The organism is Ramlibacter sp. (genome assembly GCA_019635435.1).
Classification (GTDB): domain Bacteria; phylum Pseudomonadota; class Gammaproteobacteria; order Burkholderiales; family Burkholderiaceae_C; genus JAHBZM01.
The window spans coordinates 646,975-665,027 of the sequence record JAHBZM010000001.1 but is presented as its reverse complement, the minus strand read 5'-3'; the positions used below and the strand labels follow the sequence as shown (position 1 = coordinate 665,027).

Genomic DNA, 18,053 nt, shown 5'->3' with positions numbered 1-18,053 from the left:
AACTTAATCAAATGATTGATTTAATGTGCTGTAATGGCGCCCATGCCCGCCTCCGCGCTCGACCACCCCCACCGTGCCCGCCTGCCCCGCAGTGACGGCCTGGCGGCGCGCGCGCGCCTGCTGCGAGCGGCGCTGGGCCTGTTCTCGCAGAAAGGCTTCACCAAGACCTCGACCCGCGAGATCGCGCTGGCCGCCGGGGTCAACATCGCGGCCATCAGCTACTACTTTGGCGACAAGGCGGGCCTGTACCGCGTGGTGTTCACCGAGCCCATGGGCAACCCGGCGGATGACATCGCCCTGTTCAACCAGCCGCACTTCAGCCTGCGTGAATCGCTGCAAGGCTACTTCCAGAGCTTCCTGGAGCCCATGAACCAGGGCGACCTGGTCCAGCAGTGCATGCGCCTGCATTTGCGCGAAATGCTGGAGCCCACGGGCCTGTCGGGCGACCTGGACGAGGGCATCAAGGCCTCGCACGCGGCCCTGGTGGCCGTGCTGTGCCGCCACCTGGGCCTGGCGCGGGCCGACGACGAAGTGCACCGCCTGGCCTTCGCGGTCTCCGCGCTGGCCCTGCAGCTGTTCATTGGCCGCCACCTGATCGAGGCGATCCGGCCCCGGCTGCTGTCAGCGCCGCGTGCGGTCGACCAGGCCGCCCAACGCCTGGCCGATTTTGCCGAGGCCATGGTGGCGCACGAGGCCCTTCGCCGCTCGCAAACCCCCTCACCCTCCCGGGCCAAAAGCCCTCTTCAACCCTCCCCGATCCAGGGAAGACCTTCATGACCCCCATGCGAAAAACCTGCGCCTGGCTGGCGCCCCTGCTGCTGGCGGCCTGCGCCAGCCCCACCGCGCCGCCACCGCCCGGCGCGGCCGCCGTGCCCGCGCAGTGGCAGGCCCCGCTGCCGCACCATGGCGACCTGGCCGACCTGGGCCACTGGTGGCAGAAGCTGGGTGACCCGGTGCTGGTGGAACTGGTCGAGGCCGCGCAACAGGCCAGCCCGAGCCTGGCCTCGGCACGTTCCCGCGTGGAGCAGGCCCGCGCGGCCCGCGCCACCGCCCGCGCGGCGCTGGGGCCGACGCTGGACGCCTCGGCCAGCGCCAGCCGGGGCAATGCCGACGACCCCGGCCGCTCGCCCGTGACCTTGACCCAGGTGGGCGCGCAGGCGGGCTGGGAGATCGACCTGTTTGGCGCCAACCGGCAGGCCGCCCAGGCGGCGGACGCGCGGCTGGAAGGCGCCAGCGCACTGTGGCATGACGCGCGCGTGTCGGTGGCCGCCGAAGTGGCCAACCAGTATTTCAGCCGGCGCGCCTGCGAAAGGCTGCTGGCCGTGTCGCAATCTGACAGCGGCTCGCGCCAGCAGACCGCGCGGTTGTCCGAGCTCTCGGCCAACGCCGGCTTCACGGCCCCGGGCACGGCGGCGCTGGCCCGCGCCAGCGCCGCCGAGGCCCGGGCCCGCCTGACGCAGCAGCAGGCCGCCTGCGACCTTGACCTCAAGGCCCTGGTCGCCCTGACCGCCATGGCCGAGCCCGATTTGAGGCAAAAACTGGCTGGAGTCCAGGCCAGCCGGCCACAGGACGCTCTCTTTTCCATAGCAAGCCTGCCGGCGCAGGTGGTGGCCCAGCGGCCCGACGTGTTCAACGCCGAGCGCGAGGTCATGGCCGCGGCCGCCGAGCTGGGCCAGGCCCGGGCGCTGCGCCTGCCCCGGCTGAGCCTGAACGGTTCGATCTCGGCTGGCGCGGTGCGCGTGGGCGGCAACAGCACCGACTTCCAGACCTGGTCGCTCGGGCCGCTGAGCCTGAACCTGCCGCTGTTTGACGGCGGGCGCCGGCGCGCCAATGTGGACGCGGCCCAGGCCCGCTACGAGGAGGCGGTGGCGCTGTACACCGCCCGGGTGCGCCAGGCCGTGCGCGAGGTCGAGGAGGCCCTGGTCACCCTGCAAAGCACGGCCGACCGCAGCAGCGACGCGGCCGTGGCCACCGAAGGCTACCGGGCCTCGTTCAACGCCACCGAATCGCGCTACCAGGCCGGCCTGGCCAGCCTGGTTGAACTCGAGGATGCGCGCCGCACCGCGCTGGCCGCCGAAACCGCCCTGGTGACCCTGCAGCGCGAGCGCGCCATGGCCTGGACCGCGCTGTACCGCGCCGCCGGCGGCGGCTGGACGCCCGACGCGCCAGCGCCCACCCCCGTTGCCTCTGCCCGCCCCTGAATCACGGACCTGACATCATGAAAAAATTCCAGATCAACCCGGCCGCCGCAGCCGCGATGGCCCTGGTGCTCGCCGGCGCCGGTGGCGTGGCGCTGCTGACCTCGCGCAGCCAGGCCGCCGAAGACAAACCCGCCGCCACGGCCAAGCCCGCGCTCACCGTGACCACGGTGCAGCCGCTGCAGGCCCGCCTGCCCGTCAAGCTGGCCGCCAACGGCAACATCACGGCCTGGCAGGAAGCCAGCGTGGGCGCCGAGGCCAATGGCCTGCGCCTGACTGAAGTGCGCGTCAACGTGGGTGACCGGGTCAAGCGCGGCCAGGTGCTGGCGGTGTTTTCAGCCAGCACGGTGAACGCCGAAGCGGCACAGGCCAAAGCCAGCGTGCTCGAAGCCGAGGCCAATGCGGCCGAGGCGGCCGGCAACGCCCAGCGCGCGCGCAGCCTGGAGGCCACGGGCGCGCTCAGCGCCTCGCAGATCAACCAGTACCTGACCGCCGAGCAGACCGCCAGGGCCCGGGCCGAGGCGGCGCGGGCGCTGTACCAGGCGCAGCAGGTCCGGCTGAGCCAGACCCAGGTGCTGGCGCCCGACGACGGCGTGATCTCGGTGCGCACCGCCACCGTGGGTGCGGTGGTGGGCGCCGGCACGGAGCTGTTCCGCATGATCCGCCAGGGCCGCCTGGAGTGGCGTGCCGAGGTCACCTCACTGGAGCTGGGCCGCATCACCACCGGCACGCAGGCGCTGGTCACGGCGGCCAGCGGCGCGCGGCTGGAAGGCCGGGTGCGCATGATCGCGCCCACCGTGGACCCGCAAACCCGCGCGGCGCTGGTCTACGTGGACCTCAAGCCCCTGCCCGGCAACGCGGGCGCGGCCAGGGCCGGCATGTTCGCGCGTGGCGAATTTGACCTCGGCTCCACCCCGACCCTCACCGTGCCGCAGTCGGCACTGGTGGTGCGCGACGGCTTCAGCTATGTCTACCGCGTGGGCGACGACCAGCGCGTGGCCCGGCTCAAGGTGCAGACCGGCCGGCTGGCCGGCGAGCGCGTGGAGGTCACCGAAGGCCTGGCCCCGGGCACGCGCCTGGTCGCCAGCGGCGCGGGCTTCCTCAACGACGGGGATCTGGTCCGCGTTGTGGATTCCGCGGCAAAACAGGCGCCAGCGCAAGCCCGGCCAGCACCTTCTGCTACCAAATAAAGAGCAGCCATGATCAACGTCTCCTCCTGGTCGATCAAGAACCCGATCCCCGCGGTCATGCTGTTCGTGCTGCTGAGCTTTGGCGGCCTGCTGTCCTTCAATGCCATGAAGGTCCAGAACTTCCCCGACATCGACCTGCCCACGATCACGGTCACGGCCTCGCTGCCGGGCGCCGCGCCCGGCCAGCTTGAAAACGACGTGGCCCGCAAGCTCGAGAACGCCGTGGCCACGCTGCAGGGCCTCAAGCACATCTACACCAAGGTTCAGGACGGCGTGGTCACGCTGACCGTGGAGTTCCGCCTCGAGAAGCCGGTGCAGGAGGCCGTGGACGATGTGCGCTCGGCGGTGCAGCGCGTGCGCGCCGACCTGCCGGCCGACCTGCGCGACCCCATCGTGCAGAAAATGGACCTGGCGGGCCAGCCAGTGCTGGCCTTCACCATCCGCTCGTCCCAGATGGACGACGAGGCGCTGAGCTGGTTTGTGGACAACGACGTGTCGCGCAAGCTGCTGGCGGTGCGCGGCGTGGGCGCCGTCAACCGCGTGGGCGGCGTGACGCGCGAGATCCGCGTGGCGCTGGACGCCCAGAAGCTGCAGGCGCTGGGCGCCACGGCGGCTGACATCTCGCGCCAGCTGCGCCAGGTGCAGACCGAAAGCGCCGGCGGCCGCACCGACCTGGGCGGCAGCGAGCAGCCGGTGCGCACGCTGGCCACCGTGAAGACCGCGCAGGAGATCGGCGCGCTCGACATCGCGCTGTCCAACGGCCGCTCGATCAAGCTGGACGACGTGGCCACCGTGAGCGACACCGTGGCCGAGCCGCGCGCCGCGGCCCTGCTCAACGGCAAGCCCGTGGTCGGCTTCGAGGTGGCGCGCAGCCGCGGCGAGAGCGAGGTGACCGTGGGCGCCGCCGTGCAGAAAGCGCTGGAAGAACTCAAGCTGCAGCACCCCGATGTGGAGCTGACCCAGGCCTTCGACTTCGTGACCCCGGTGCAGGAGGAATACGACGGCTCGCTGCACCTGCTGTACGAGGGCGCCATTCTCGCGGTGCTGGTGGTCTGGCTGTTCCTGCGCGACTGGCGCGCGACCTTTGTGTCGGCCGTGGCGCTGCCGATGTCGGTGATCCCGGCCTTCATCGGCATGCACCTGCTGGGCTTCTCGGTCAACGTGGTGACGCTGCTGGCGCTGTCGCTGGTGATCGGCATCCTGGTGGACGACGCGATCGTGGAAGTGGAAAACATCGTGCGCCACCTGCGCATGGGCAAGACGCCCTACCAGGCGGCCATGGAAGCGGCCGACGAGATCGGGCTGGCGGTGATCGCCACCACCTTCACGCTGATCGCGGTGTTTCTGCCCACGGCGTTCATGAGCGGCGTGGCCGGCAAGTTCTTCAAGCAGTTTGGCTGGACCGCCTCGCTCGCGGTGTTTGCCTCGCTGGTGGTGGCGCGCGTGCTCACGCCCATGATGGCGGCGTATCTCCTCAAACCCATCGTCACCGCGCACCAGGACCCGGGCTGGATGCGCGTCTACCTGCGCGCCGTGACCTGGTGCATGAAGCACCGCGTGGCCACCATGGTGATGTCCACCCTGTTCTTCTTCGGTTCGATTGCGCTGATCCCGCTGCTGCCCACGGGCTTCATCCCACCCGATGACAACTCCCAGACGCAGGTGTACCTGGAGCTGCCGCCTGGCTCCACGCTGGCGCAGACCCTGGCCAGCGCCGAGCAGGCGCGCCAGATGATCGCCCGGGTGGACCATGTGAAAAGCGTCTACACCACCATCGGCGCCGGCAGCGCGGGCGGCGACCCGTTCGCCATGACGGGCGCGGCCGAAGTCCGCAAGGCCACGCTGACCATCCTGCTGGCCGAGCGCACCGCAAGGCCGCGCAAGCAGGGCATCGAGAACCAGATCCGCGCGGCGCTGGAGCCCCTGCCCGGCGTGCGCAGCAAAGTGGGCCTGGGCGGGTCGGGTGAAAAGTACATCCTGGTGCTCACCGGCGAAGACCCGCAGGCCCTGCAGGCCGCGGCCATCGCGGTGGAGAAAGACCTGCGCACCATTCCCGGCCTGGGCCAGGTGGCCTCCACCGCCAGCCTGATCCGGCCCGAGATTGCCGTGCGCCCCGACTTTGCCCGCGCCGCCGACCAGGGCGTGACGAGTGCCGCCATGGGCGAGACATTGCGCATTGCCACCCAAGGCGACTACGACGTGTCGCTGGCCAAGCTCAACCTCTCGCAACGCCAGGTGCCCATCGTGGTCAAGCTGGCCGAGGACGCGCGCCAGGACCTGGGCGTGCTGGAACGGCTGGCCGTGCCCGGCACGCGCGGCCCGGTGATGCTGGGCCAGGTCGCCACGCTGGAGCTGACCGGCGGCCCGGCCGTGATCGACCGCTACGACCGCTCGCGCAACATCAATTTTGAAATCGAGCTGTCGGGCCTGCCGCTGGGCGACGTGGCGGCCACGGTGCAGAAACTGCCCTCGGTGGTCAACCTGCCGGCCGGCGTGCGTGTGGTCGAGATTGGCGACGCCGAGGTCATGGGCGAATTGTTTGCCAGCTTCGGGCTGGCCATGCTGACCGGGGTGCTGTGCATCTACATCGTGCTGGTGCTGCTGTTCAAGGACTTCCTGCACCCGGTCACCATCCTGTGCGCGCTGCCACTGGCGCTGGGCGGTGCCTTTGTGGGTTTGCTGATTGCGCAGAAGAGCTTTTCCATGCCCTCGCTGATCGGGCTGATCATGCTCATGGGCATCGCGACCAAGAACTCCATCCTGCTGGTGGAGTACGCCATCGTGGCGCGGCGCGACCACAACATGAGCCGCTGGGCCGCGCTGCTGGACGCCTGCCACAAGCGGGCCCGGCCCATCATCATGACCACCATTGCCATGGGCGCGGGCATGCTGCCCATTGCCATTGGCTTCGGCCAGGCCGATCCGAGCTTCCGCTCACCCATGTCGGTGGCGGTGATCGGTGGCCTGATCACCTCCACGGTGCTGAGCCTGCTGGTGGTGCCCGTGGTGTTCACCTGGCTCGACGACCTGGAACACTGGATCAAGCGCATGGCCGGCAAGCTGCGGCGCAAGCCCCGGCCAGGCACGCCACCGGCAACGCCCGTGGCGTCGCCGGAGGGTGGCTCGCCGCATTGAGCGCGGCAGGCCGGGCAGCCCCGCTCAGGCGGGCGCCAGTGCCTTCTTCGCCACCGGCAGCCGCATGGCCACGCCCAGGCGGTTCCAGGCGTTGATCTGCGCGATGCTGAAGGTGAGCTCGGCAATCTCCTTGTCGCTGAAGTGCGGGCGCAACGCGTCGAAGTGCTCCTGCGGGGCATGGCCTTCGTGCAGCAGGGTCACGCTCTCGGCCCACTGCAGCGCGGCACGCTCGCGCTCGGTGTAGAAGCCCACTTCGCGCCAGGCCGGCAGACTGTTCAGGCGCTGCAGGTCCTCGCCGCTGGCCAGCAGCTCGCGCGCATGCATGTCCAGGCAGTAGGCACAGTGGTTGAGCTGCGAGACGCGCACATGCAGCAGGGCCTGCAGGGCCGTGCCCAGGCTGGATTTGTGCAACACGCCGCTGACGCCGAGCATGGCCTTGAAGGCATCGGGCGCGAGGGTGGTGTGGGGGAGGCGGGGCTGTTCCATGGTGTTTCCTTGTGAAATGGTTGATGAAGTCGGGCTTCATCCACAAGACGTGCCGCTCAGCGGTTTTGTGACGGCGCTTGCTGAAAATGCGCCATCGCGCGCGCGAGCTTGTCGGGGTTGCGCTGGGCATGGATGGACACGATGCGCTCTCCGTTGGTCTCGAACGACTGGATCGATTCCAGCTCGCCGTCGATGAACCGCATCAGGCCGGGCACGCCGTTGACGTCCACCACCTCCATGCGCATCACGGGCGCGTGGCGCCGCGCCACCGCAAAGTACAGCTGGGCCAGCCGCTGGGCGCCGCGCAACACCTGGGTAAAGGCCTTGACCTTGCCGCCGCCATCGCTGACCAGTTCGGCGTCTTCCGCCAGCAGGTCACGCATGCTGGCCAGATCCCCCCGGCCGGCCGCGTCTGCAAAGGCCCGCAGCAGCCTCAGATGGGTTTCGCGGCTCACCGAGAAACGCGGGCGCTGCTCCTTCAGGCGCTCACCGGCGCGGTGCACCAGTTGCCGGCAGGCGGTCTCGCTCTTGCCCAGGGCCTGCGCGAGCTCGGCGTAGTCGGCGTCGAACACCTGGCGCAGCAGGAAGGCGGCGCGCTCTTCGGGCGCCAGCCGCTCCAGCACCATGAGGAACGCCACCGACACGTCGTCGGCCTGCTCGAGCATCTGCTGGGGCGAGTCGGGTGACACCTCCACCAGCGGCTCGGGCAGCCAGAAGCCCTGGTAATGCTCGCGCTCGGTGCGCGCGGCGCGCAGGCGGTCGATCGACAGCCGGGTCACCACGGTGACCAGCCAGGCCTCGGCACTGCGCAGGCTTTCGGTGTCGGATTCATTCCAGCGCAGCCAGGCGTCCTGCAGCACGTCCTCGGCGTCGGTGGCCGAGCCCAGCATGCGCCAGGCGATGCCCATCAGGCGCTTGCGGTGGGACTGGAAAAGGGCGGTACGCTGGTCCATGACGACTAGACGTGCCAGCCCGCCGGTCTGTGACAGACCGCCCTAGGACCGGATGCGCTGCACCAGCGCCGTGGTCGAGTAGCCGGCCACGAACGGGATGGCCTGCGCCCGGCCGCCATAGGCCTGAACCACCCGGGTTTCGGGCAGCGTGGCCATGTCGTAGTCACCGCCCTTGACCAGCACCTGGGGCCGGAGTTCGGTGATCAGTTCCAGCGGTGTGTCCTCGTCAAACCAGGTGACCAGGCTCACGGATTCGAGCGCGGCGAGCATGGTTGCCCGGTCCAGCTCGTTGTTGAGGGGCCGCTCGGGGCCCTTGCCCAGCCGGCGCGCCGAGGCATCGGTGTTCAGGGCCACCACCAGGCTGCCGCCCAGGGCCCGCGCCTGCGCGAGGTACGTGGCATGTCCGCGGTGCAGCACATCAAACACGCCGTTGGTGAACACCACGGGTTGGGGCAGGGCCTGCACGCGGGCGACGGCGTCTTCACGCCGGGTGATCTTGTTGAGGAACTGCAGGCCTTCGACGGGCTCAGGCCGGGCGGAGAACACTGTCAAGCTGAAACGGGGAAGGCGCTCAGGCCGCGGCCGGCGCCGGGCCGGCGCCGCTGCTGGCCAGCAGGGCGGTCACTTCCTTGCGGTAGCGGTTGAGTTCCTGCACGCTCTTGAAGCTGCGGTCCATGAGCAGGCTCATGTTGTGCAGGATGCGCTCCACCACCTTGGTTTCCCAGACGGCGTCAAAGTTGATCTGCTTGTCCAGCCACTGCTCCAGCCATTCGGGGTTGGGCAGGCGGCTCTGGATGGTGTCGCGCGGGAACAGCGCCTTGTTGACGTGCAGGTTGGTCGGGTGCAGGGCCTGCGCGGTGCGCCGGGCGCTGGCCATGAGCACGCCGACCTTGCTGAAGGCGGCCTTGGCCTCGTTGCCAAAGTTGTTGATGGCGCGCTTCATGTAGCGCAGGTAGGCCCCGCCGTGGCGGGCCTCGTCCTGGCTCAGCGTGGTGTAGATGTGCTTGATCACCGGCTCGCTGTGCCACTCGGCGGCGCGGCGGTACCAGTGGTTCAGGCGGATTTCGCCGCAAAAGTGCAGCATCAGCGTCTCCAGCGCGGGGGCCGGCTCGAACTCGAAGCGCACTTCGTGCAGTTCCTTCTCGGTGGGCGCGAGATCCGGACGGAAGCGCTTGAGGTATTCCATGAGCACCAGAGAGTGCTTCTGCTCCTCGAAGAACCAGATCGACATGAAGGCCGAGAAGTCGCTGTCGTCCTTGTTGTCGCGCAGGAACATCTCGGTGGCGGGCAGGGCCGACCACTCGGTGATGGCGTTCATCTTGATGGTCTGGGCCTGCTCGTCGGTGAGCTTGGCAGCGTCAAACGACTGCCAGGGAATGTCCTTGTCCATGTCCCAGCGGACGGACTCCAGTTGCTTGAACAGTTCGGGGTAGAGCATGGCGTTCTTTCGTTACTGCCCGTATTTTAAGCGGGGTATATGAAAAAGCCCTTACAAATCATCGAGATAGCCCCAGAAATACGCGCGATGCGGCGGCCCGGATTCACGCGCCCGGCCACCACTCGGCCACCGCTCGGCCCGCGGCCCTTGAATCCTGATGGCCACGGGCCGCGTACCCCCTCCAAGGAGAAGCCATGATCAAAGCCCTGTCCATTGCCGCGTGCCTCGCCACGCTGGTGCCGCTGCCGGCCCCCGCCGCGGCGCCCCCCGCCTGCCCGCCCCTGCTGCAGCACACGATGGCGCGGCTTCAGGACGAGAAGCCCCAGCCGCTGTGCCAGTACGCCGGGCAGGTGCTGCTGGTCGTGAACACCGCGAGCTTTTGCGGCTTCACGCCGCAGTACCAGGGCCTGGAGGCCCTCGATGCGCGCTACGCCAGCCGCGGCTTCCATGTGCTGGGCTTTCCGTCGAACGACTTTTCGCAGGAAACCGGCGACAACCGCCAGATCGCCGATTTTTGCGAAAGCACTTTCGGCGTGAAGTTTCCGATGTTCACCAAAACCCCGGTGACCGGCGTGGCGGCCCATCCCTTTTACCGGGCCCTGGCGACGCAGGCGGGCCAGGCGCCGCAATGGAATTTCCACAAATACCTGGTGGGCCGGGACGGCAAGGTCGTGGCCAGCTACCCGAGCGCGGTGACCCCCGACAGCCCTGCACTGCTGCGGGAGATCGAAAAACAATTGCTTGCCAAATAAATACCGACCAGTCACAATACGACTAACAAGTTTTTATTTTCAGTCCCCAGCCCGCCATGTTCACAAAAATTTACCTTCGCCAAGCCCCCTGTTTTGGGAACTGTGGCGCGGGCATGCGACTCCATCAGCGGGAAAGGCAGGGACTTTCCTCTATTCAGTTATTGCTGCGAAGCCTCCCGGGTGCAGTTGGCCCGGTTGAAATCCTGGAACGCTTCTTCTCCTCCTCCCTCCCTCCCTCCTTCGTTTCAGGGCGCTTCGCGGCATTTTTATTACGGGCCACCGGCCGATGGGACCTCGCGTGAAGGTCGCCATCGTCGGTTCGGGCATCTCGGGGCTCGCGGTCGCGCACACGCTGCGAGGCCGCGCCGACATCACCCTGTTCGAGGCGGGCGCCTACTTCGGCGGCCACACGCACACGGTCGACATCACCCTGCCCACGCCGCAGGGGCCGGTCACCCACGGGGTGGACACGGGTTTCCTGGTCTTCAACGAGCGCACCTACCCCAACCTGATCAACCTGCTGGGCGAACTGGGCGTGGCCACGGCCCCGTCTGACATGTCGTTTTCAGTGCAGGTGCCGGGCGCCACGGCCCAGGGGGCGCTGGAGTGGAGCGGCGCCAGCCTGAGCACCGTCTTTGCCCAGCGGGGCAACCTGCTGAACTGGCGCTTCCTGAAAATGCTGCGCGACCTGCTGCGCTTCAATGCGCTGGCCACCCGGCTGGCCGAAGCCGGCAAGGAGGCCGAGCTGCGCCAGCCGCTGGGCGAGTTCCTGCGCGCCCACCGCTTCAGCAACGAGTTCCGCGACTGGTATTTCCTGCCGATGATTGGCTGCATCTGGAGCTGCCCGACCGACCAGATGCTGCAGTTCCCGGTCAGCACCATGATCCGGTTCTGCCACAACCACGGCCTGATCCAGGTGACCGACCGGCCCCAGTGGTGGACGGTGCAGGGCGGGGCGCGCCACTATGTGGACCAGATCGTGGCCCATGTGGCCGACCGGCGGCTGAACACCCCGGTGCAGATGATCGAGCGGGGCGCCGACGGCGTGCGCGTCATCACTGACGGCCGGGCCGAGCACTTTGACCGGGTGGTGCTGGCCACCCATTCCGACCAGGCGCTGGCGCTGCTGCGCCACCCGAGCGAGCGCGAGCGCGAGCTGCTGGGCGCCATCCGCTACCACCCCAACCGCGCGGTGCTGCACACCGACGCCTCGGTGCTGCCGCAAAACCGCGCGGCCTGGGCCGCCTGGAACTATGAACGCGCCGCCGGCCACGACCGCGAATCGGCCCAGGTCTGCCTGCATTACCTGATCAACCGGCTGCAGCCGCTGCCCTGGGACCAGCCGGTGGTGGTGTCGCTCAATCCGGTGCGCGAACTGGACCCGGCCAGGGTGCTGGGCGAGTTCGAGTACGCCCACCCGGTGTTCGACCTGGCCGCGCTCAAGGCCCAAGAAGCGATGCATGAACTGCAGGGCCAGCACAACACCTGGTTCTGCGGCGCCTGGATGGGCTACGGTTTCCACGAAGACGGGCTCAAGGCCGGGCTGGGCGTGGCCCGCCAGCTGCTGGTGGAGACCGAGCGCGTGGCGGCACTGGCGGCCGAAGCGGGGTTGCCCGCATGACGCCGGCCGCGACCGCCCTGATCGGCTTTGGCGAGGTGCGCCACGCGCGGCTGCGGCCAGCCCGCCATGCCTTCGCCTACCCGACCTTTTTCCTGATGCTGCCGCTGCGCAGCCTGCACCGCGACGGAGCGGGCGCGCTGGCCCACAACCGGCGCGGCGCCCTGAGCTTCCATGACCGTGACCACGGCGACGGGCGCGACAACGCCGTGCAGTGGCTCGACGAACTGCTGGCTGCCCAGGGCATCACCGACGCCACGGGCGAGGTCTGGCTGCACTGCTACCCGCGCGTGCTGGGCTACACCTTCAAGCCCGTGAGCTTCTGGTACTGCCACCGCCACCCCGACGACGATGGGGGCTCGCTGCGCGCCATCGTGGTGGAGGTCAACAACACCTTTGGCGAACGTCACTGCTACCTGCTGGACGCGCCGCACTACGGCGCCGAACTCACGGCCAGCAAGGTGTTTCATGTCTCGCCGTTCTGCCAGGTCGAGGGAGGTTACCGCTTCCGCTTCATGCGCACGGACAGCGGCACGCCGCGCACCGTGGTGCGCATCGACTATGACGATGCCACCGGCCCGCTGCTGCAAACCAGCGTGAGCGGCGAGCTGCGCCCCCTGACGGCGCACAGCGTCCGGCACGCGCTGTGGAACTACCCCGCCATGACCCTGGGCGTGATCGCCCGCATCCACTGGCAGGCCGCCCGGCTGTGGTTCAAGCGTGTGCGCTTCATCCGCAAGCCGGCCGCGCCTGATGTTTTTGTGTCCCGCTGAACCGAGCCTTCCGCCATGAACACCACCACCGCCACCTCCCTGTCGATCCCGCAAGATGCGCCAGCCGCCGCCCGCACTGCGCTGCGGCTCATGCAGCGGCTGTCGCAGGGCACGCTCACCGTGAAGCTGCCCGACGGTTCGACCCAGTGCTTTGGCAATGGCGAACTGCCGCACGCCGCCATCACGCTGAAGAACTGGAACGCCTGCAGCGCCTCGCTCAAGTCCGGCGACATCGGCTTTGCCGAGAGCTACATCGCTGGCGACTGGACCACCCCCAGCCTCACCGAACTGCTCAAGGTTTTCATCAGCAACCGCAAGAACGTGGAAGACGTGATCTACGGCAGCTGGGCGGGGCGGCTGCTGTACCGTGCCAAGCACCTGCTGAACCGCAACACCAAGGCCAACAGCCAGAAGAACATCCACGCCCACTACGACCTGGGCAACGCGTTCTACGAGCTGTGGCTGGACGACACCATGAATTACTCGTCGGCCTGGTTCGAGGGCGACCCCTCGCGCCCCATGCGCGAGGCCCAGCACGCCAAGGTGCGCCGCGCGCTGCGCATGGCCAACGTGCAGGCCGGCGACCGGGTGCTGGAGATCGGCTGCGGCTGGGGCGCGCTGGCCGAAATGGCGGCCGTGGATTTCCAGGCCTCGGTCACCGGCGTGACGCTGTCCACCGAGCAGCTGGCCTTTGCGCGGCAACGCATGGCTCGCGCCGGGCCGGCCCCCGCCGCTGAACTGCGGCTGCAGGACTACCGCGACATTGCCGATGCGCCGTTTGACGCGATCTGCTCGATCGAAATGGTGGAGGCCGTGGGCCGCGAGTACTGGCCCACCTATTTCCAGAGCGTGAGCCGTCTGCTCAAGCCCGGGGGCCGGGCCTGCGTGCAAAGCATCGTGATCGACGACGCGCTGTTCGACCGCTACATCGCCTCGACCGACTTCATCCAGCAGTACATCTTTCCGGGGGGCTGCCTGCCCTGCCCGCGAGAGTTCAAGGCCCAGGCCCGCGCAGCGGGTCTGACCGTGATCGACGAGTTTGCGTTTGGCGCCGACTATGCCGAAACGCTGCGGCGCTGGCGCGACAGCTTCCTGGCGGCGCGCAGCCGCGTCCTCCAACTGGGTTTTGATGAAAGGTTCATCCGCATATGGGAGTTCTATCTCGCCTACTGCGAGGCGGCCTTCGCCAAGTCGAACATCGACGTGGTGCAGTACACGCTACAAAAACAGTAGCGCTCTGTGGCCTGCTGGTCTGGACTACAGGCACTTTTGAGGCCAAAGCCCAGCCCGCGGCCCTGCCGTCAGCCCAGCTGGCGGGCAGCGCCCGGCTCACGGTGTTCGGCTTTGGCATCTACAACGCCCGCCTCTGGGTGGCGCCCGGGTTCAGTGCGGCCCACTACGCGGACCATGCGTTCAGCCTGGAGCTGGCCTACCTGCGCAGCTTTGACGGCGCCGCCATTGCGCAGCGTTCGCTCAAGGAAATGCAGCGCGTGGCCGGGTTCACCCCCGAGCAGGGCAAGGCCTGGCTGGCCGAGATGACACGGCTGTTTCCCAACGTCAGGGAAGGCGACCGCCTGACCGGCATCTACCAGCCCGGCGCCGGCGTGCGCTTTCTCTTCAACGGCCAGCCGCTGGGCGAGGTGCGCGACCCGGCTTTTGCCAGCACCTTCATGGGCATCTGGCTGTCGCCGCAGACCTCGGAGCCCGCCATGCGCAGCCAGTTGCTGGCCGGAGCCAGCCCGTGACAGCACGCGCCTTCTCCGCGCGCGACGGCCTGGCCTATGGCCTGCTCGGTCTGCCGCTGGCGTTTGTGGCGTTGCCGCTGTATGTGATCCTGCCCAACCACTATGCGCGCGAGTTTGGCGTGCCCCTGGCCACGCTGGGCGCGGTGCTGCTGGGCGCGCGCCTGCTGGACGCCCTGATCGACCCGCTGATCGGCCGCGTCACCGACCGGCTGTTCTCCCATTCCACCCGGGCCGTGCTGGCGCTGGGCGCCATGGCCGCGGTGGCGCTGGCCGCCGGATTTGCGCTGCTGTTCTTCCCGCCCGCGCGCGAACCGCAGGCCCTGCTGCTGTGGGCCAGCCTGATCCTGGTCCTGACCTATGCGGCCTACAGCGTGCTGAGCGTGGCGCACCAGTCCTGGGGCGCGATGCTGGGCGGCGACGAGCTGCAGCGCAGCCGCATCGTCTCGTGGCGCGAGGGGCTGGGGCTGGTGGGCGTGCTGCTGGCCTCGGTGCTGCCCGCGCTGCTGGGGCTGGCCACCACCGCCGTCGCATTCGCCGTGCTGCTGCTGCTGGGCTGGCTGGCCTGGACCCGGGCCCGCCCGCCCGTGCCCCGGCCCGACGCGTCTTCCGCCAGCCTGTGGCTGCCGTTTTCCAGGCCCGCGTTCCGCCGCCTGCTCGCGGTGTTTGTGCTCAACGGCATCGCCAGCGCCGTGCCGGCCACGCTCGTGCTGTTCTTTGTGCAGGACCGCTTGCAGGCGCCGCGCGAGGTGGAGCCGGCCTTTTTGGGCAGCTACTTTCTCTGCGCGGCGCTGTCCATGCCGCTGTGGCTGCGCGCCGTGCGCCGCTTGGGCCTGGCGCGCTGCTGGCTGGCGGGCATGGCCCTGGCCATGGCGGTGTTCATCTGGGCCACGCAACTGGGCGCCGGCGACACCATGCCCTTCCTGGTGGTGTGCGCGCTGTCGGGCGTGGCGCTGGGCACCGACCTGGCGCTGCCCGGCGCCCTGCTGGCCGGCGTGATTGCCGACGCGGGCGACCGCGGCCAGGCCGAAGGCGCCTACTTTGGCTGGTGGAACTTTGCCACCAAGCTCAACCTGGCACTGGCCGCCGGGCTGGCGCTGCCGCTGCTGGGCCTGTTTGGCTACACGCCCGGCAGCCGCAGCGAGGGCGCGCTGCAGGTGCTGGTGCTGGCCTATTGCCTGCTGCCCTGCGCGCTGAAACTGCTGGCCGCCGGCACGCTGTACCTCACCCTGATTCGCCCTGGAGCCATCCCCTCATGAAACGACGTCTGCTGATCGCCGCGGCCGGTGCCGCCGCGCTGGCCGCCACCGGCTGCGCCGGGCCCCAGGTCAACGACTACGCCGCTGAAAAGCCGGTGCTGGACCTTCGCCAGTACTTCAACGGCACGATCGATGCGTGGGGCGTGTTCACCGACCGCTCGGGCAAGGTCGTCAAGCGCTTCACCGTGGTCATGGCCTGCAGCTGGCAGGGCGACCAGGGGGTGCTGGACGAGGACTTCAGCTATTCCGACGGCAGCCGGCAGCGCCGCGTCTGGCGGCTGACCCGGCTGGCCAACGGCCGCTATACCGGCCGCGCCGACGACGTGGTGGGCGAGGCCCGGGGTGAGTCCGCCGGCAACGCCTTCCGCTGGCAGTACACGCTCGCGCTGCCGGTCAACGGCACCACCTACGAGGTGCAGTTTGACGACTGGATGTACCTCATGACCGACCGCGTCCTGCTCAACAAGGCTGTGATGAGCAAGTTCGGGGTCCAGCTCGGGGAAGTGACGCTGTCCTTCAACAAAAGATGATCAAAACCGCCTTTAGTCCACACCAGACAGCCATGTCCAGCTATGAAAACCATAGCAAACGGCGCTGGTTCGCACCCCTGAATCCGCCGCAGCCCCCCTGGCAGGGGCGCTCGGTCTGGCTGGTGGGTGCCTCCACCGGCATCGGCCGCGCCACCGCGTCGGCCCTGCATGCCCAGGGCGCGCGCGTGTACCTGTCAGCGCGCGGCGCCGAGTCGCTCAACAGCTTTGTGGCGGCCCACCCCGGGTCCGTCGCCCTGCCGCTGGACGCCCGCGACCACGGCGCCGTGCGGGCCGCGGCGCACACGATTTTTGCGACCGGTCCGCTGGACTGCGTGGTGTACTGCGCGGGCTACTACCGCGAACAGCGCGCCACCGAGTTCGACCTGGCCGAGATGCTCAAGCACGAACAGATCAACTACGTGGGCGCGCTCAACGTGCTGGACGCGGTGCTGCCGCATTTTGTGCAGCGCCGGGCCGGGCACATCAGCCTGGTCAGCAGCGTGGCCGGCTACCGCGGCCTGCCCAAGAGCCTGGCCTACGGGCCCACCAAGGCAGCACTGATCAATCTGGGCGAGACCCTGTATGTGGACCTGCGCGATATAGGGGTTGGCGTGAGCATCATCAGCCCCGGCTTTGTGGAGACGCCACTGACCGCGCAGAACCAGTTCCGCATGCCCGCGCTGATCACGCCCGAGCAGGCGGCGCAGGAGATACTCGCGGGATGGCGGCGCGGCCGCTTTGAAATCCACTTTCCCAAACGATTCACGCGCTGGATGAAAACCCTGCAGCTGTTGCCCCACCGGCTGTACTTCGCGCTGATCCGCCGCTTCACCGGCCTATGAGGGACGCCGTTGCCCGCATCGAGGCCTTCTTCACGGCACTGACACCCGCCGACGTGGCGCGCATGGGCGACTTCTACACGCCCGACGCGAGCTTCAAGGACCCGTTCAACGAGGTCCGCGGCCTGGCCGGGATCCAGCAGGTCTTCAGCCACATGTATGTGGCGCTGGACCGCCCGCGCTTTGTCATCACCGCGCGCGTGGTGGACGGCCACCAGTGCTTTCTGGTGTGGGAGTTCAGGTTCTTTTTCCGCCGCTTCCGCCGGGGCGTGGAGCAGGTGGTGCGCGGCGGCTCGCACCTGGTGCTGGCGCCGGATGGCCGCATCAGCGCCCACCGCGACTACTGGGACGCGGCGGAAGAGCTCTATGAAAAGCTGCCGGCGGTGGGGAGCCTGATGCGCTGGCTCAGGCGCCGCGCGGCCAGTTAGGCCGGCAGGCTGTCAGCGAAGCTGGGGCGCTGCATGAGCTTTTCATGCAACTTGGCCAGACTGGGATGGGCGGTGCGCCAGTCAATCTCGGGGAACCGGAAATCCAGGTACCCCAGCGCACAGCCGACGGCGATGTCGGCCAGGCTCAGATGGATGCCAGCGCAGTAGGGCTTGTCGCCCAGACCCTTGCTCATGGCCGCCAGGCTGGTGTGAACCTTGGCCACCTGCCGGTCGATCCAGCTGGTGCTGCGCTGGGCCTTGGTGCGCCCGGGCCAGGTGGCTTCGAGGCGGGCCAGGATGAGCGCGTCCAGCACGCCGTCGGCCAGTGCTTCCCAGGTCTTGACCTCGGCACGCTCGCGGCCCATGGCCGGAATCAGCTTGCCCACGGGCGAGAGGGTGTCGAGGTACTCGACGATCACGCGGGAATCAAACAGCGCCTCGCCGCCTTCCATCACCAGGCAGGGCACCTTGCCCAGCGGATTGGACTGGCCAATGGTGGTGTCGGCCGCCCACACGTCCTCGGCGACGAATTGGTAGTCCAGCTTTTTCTCGGCCATGACGATGCGCACTTTGCGCACGTAAGGGCTGGTAACGGCACCGATCAACTTCATGGTGGCTCTCTGACTGTTCGAGTTATCTTAGACGGCCAATTTTAGGTGAAGGGCACCGCGGGCCTGTGGTGCCACGGAGACAACCGGCCGGCGGGGAGGCC

18 protein-coding genes are annotated in these 18,053 nt (G+C 68.6%); 13 read left to right on the top strand and 5 right to left on the bottom strand.

The genetic code is table 11. The features are described 5' to 3' along the window. Positions 1-42 precede the first annotated feature (42 nt). From KF796_03175 to KF796_03160, 4 genes are read left to right on the top strand one after another with little or no spacing between them, the layout of a single operon-like run. Positions 43-777, top strand: coding sequence for a CerR family C-terminal domain-containing protein (locus tag KF796_03175; GenBank protein MBX3585622.1), 735 nt, complete (start codon positions 43-45; stop codon positions 775-777). 5 nt (positions 778-782) lie between these two features. Beyond that, positions 783-2,201, top strand: coding sequence for an efflux transporter outer membrane subunit (locus tag KF796_03170; protein ID MBX3585621.1), 1,419 nt, complete (start codon positions 783-785; stop codon positions 2,199-2,201). 17 nt (positions 2,202-2,218) lie between these two features. Next, positions 2,219-3,388, top strand: a complete 1,170-nt coding sequence (locus tag KF796_03165) for an efflux RND transporter periplasmic adaptor subunit (protein ID MBX3585620.1) — start codon at positions 2,219-2,221, stop codon at positions 3,386-3,388. Between the two features lie 12 nt (positions 3,389-3,400). After that, positions 3,401-6,523 carry an efflux RND transporter permease subunit gene (locus KF796_03160; GenBank protein ID MBX3585619.1) on the top strand — a complete coding sequence of 1,041 codons (3,123 nt, stop codon included), beginning with the start codon at positions 3,401-3,403 and terminating at the stop codon, positions 6,521-6,523. 24 nt (positions 6,524-6,547) lie between these two features. On the opposite strand, the gene KF796_03155 is transcribed toward KF796_03160, so the two are convergent. The 4 genes from KF796_03155 to KF796_03140 are packed head-to-tail and all read right to left on the bottom strand — an operon-like array spanning position 6,548 to position 9,400. After that, complete coding sequence (locus tag KF796_03155) at positions 6,548-7,009, bottom strand: carboxymuconolactone decarboxylase family protein (GenBank protein ID MBX3585618.1); 462 nt, start codon at positions 7,007-7,009, stop codon at positions 6,548-6,550. Between the two features lie 56 nt (positions 7,010-7,065). Then, complete coding sequence (locus KF796_03150; GenBank protein MBX3585617.1) at positions 7,066-7,962, bottom strand: RNA polymerase sigma-70 factor; 897 nt, start codon at positions 7,960-7,962, stop codon at positions 7,066-7,068. A 42-nt stretch (positions 7,963-8,004) separates the two neighbouring features. Continuing rightward, on the bottom strand, positions 8,005-8,475 hold the full coding sequence (gene rfaE2, locus KF796_03145) for a D-glycero-beta-D-manno-heptose 1-phosphate adenylyltransferase (protein MBX3585616.1): 471 nt from the start codon (positions 8,473-8,475) through the stop codon (positions 8,005-8,007). A gap of 58 nt (positions 8,476-8,533) precedes the next feature. Beyond that, positions 8,534-9,400, bottom strand: coding sequence for a ferritin-like domain-containing protein (locus tag KF796_03140; protein MBX3585615.1), 867 nt, complete (start codon positions 9,398-9,400; stop codon positions 8,534-8,536). A gap of 194 nt (positions 9,401-9,594) precedes the next feature. On the opposite strand from KF796_03140, the gene KF796_03135 reads away from it, so the two are divergent. From KF796_03135 to KF796_03095, 9 genes are all read left to right on the top strand, one after another. Then, positions 9,595-10,152: a glutathione peroxidase gene (locus tag KF796_03135; GenBank protein MBX3585614.1), complete on the top strand. Its 558-nt coding sequence runs from the start codon at positions 9,595-9,597 to the stop codon at positions 10,150-10,152. A gap of 298 nt (positions 10,153-10,450) precedes the next feature. Further along, positions 10,451-11,773 carry an FAD-dependent oxidoreductase gene (locus KF796_03130; protein MBX3585613.1) on the top strand — a complete coding sequence of 441 codons (1,323 nt, stop codon included), beginning with the start codon at positions 10,451-10,453 and terminating at the stop codon, positions 11,771-11,773. Next, positions 11,770-12,543, top strand: coding sequence for a DUF1365 domain-containing protein (locus KF796_03125; GenBank protein MBX3585612.1), 774 nt, complete (start codon positions 11,770-11,772; stop codon positions 12,541-12,543). The genes KF796_03130 and KF796_03125 overlap by 4 nt, the downstream gene beginning before the upstream one ends. 15 nt (positions 12,544-12,558) lie before the next feature. After that, positions 12,559-13,776 (top strand): class I SAM-dependent methyltransferase, encoded by a 1,218-nt coding sequence (locus KF796_03120; protein ID MBX3585611.1) that lies wholly within the window; start codon positions 12,559-12,561, stop codon positions 13,774-13,776. After that, complete coding sequence (locus KF796_03115) at positions 13,692-14,288, top strand: chalcone isomerase family protein (GenBank protein ID MBX3585610.1); 597 nt, start codon at positions 13,692-13,694, stop codon at positions 14,286-14,288. The genes KF796_03120 and KF796_03115 overlap by 85 nt, the downstream gene beginning before the upstream one ends. Beyond that, positions 14,285-15,544, top strand: coding sequence for an MFS transporter (locus KF796_03110; GenBank protein MBX3585609.1), 1,260 nt, complete (start codon positions 14,285-14,287; stop codon positions 15,542-15,544). The genes KF796_03115 and KF796_03110 overlap by 4 nt, the downstream gene beginning before the upstream one ends. Continuing rightward, on the top strand, positions 15,541-16,074 hold the full coding sequence (locus tag KF796_03105) for a DUF3833 domain-containing protein (GenBank protein ID MBX3585608.1): 534 nt from the start codon (positions 15,541-15,543) through the stop codon (positions 16,072-16,074). Before KF796_03110 ends, KF796_03105 begins: the two co-directional genes overlap by 4 nt. Before the next feature lie 32 nt (positions 16,075-16,106). After that, the gene (locus KF796_03100) at positions 16,107-16,916 is read left to right on the top strand and encodes an SDR family NAD(P)-dependent oxidoreductase (protein ID MBX3585607.1); all 810 of its coding nucleotides are present in this window, start codon (positions 16,107-16,109) and stop codon (positions 16,914-16,916) included. After that, positions 16,913-17,341, top strand: coding sequence for a nuclear transport factor 2 family protein (locus KF796_03095; GenBank protein MBX3585606.1), 429 nt, complete (start codon positions 16,913-16,915; stop codon positions 17,339-17,341). Before KF796_03100 ends, KF796_03095 begins: the two co-directional genes overlap by 4 nt. Here KF796_03095 and KF796_03090 read toward each other — a convergent pair. After that, the gene (locus KF796_03090; GenBank protein ID MBX3585605.1) at positions 17,338-17,952 is read right to left on the bottom strand and encodes a glutathione S-transferase N-terminal domain-containing protein; all 615 of its coding nucleotides are present in this window, start codon (positions 17,950-17,952) and stop codon (positions 17,338-17,340) included. The two genes, KF796_03095 and KF796_03090, sit on opposite strands and share 4 nt — an antisense overlap. Between the last annotated feature and the right edge of the window lie 101 nt (positions 17,953-18,053).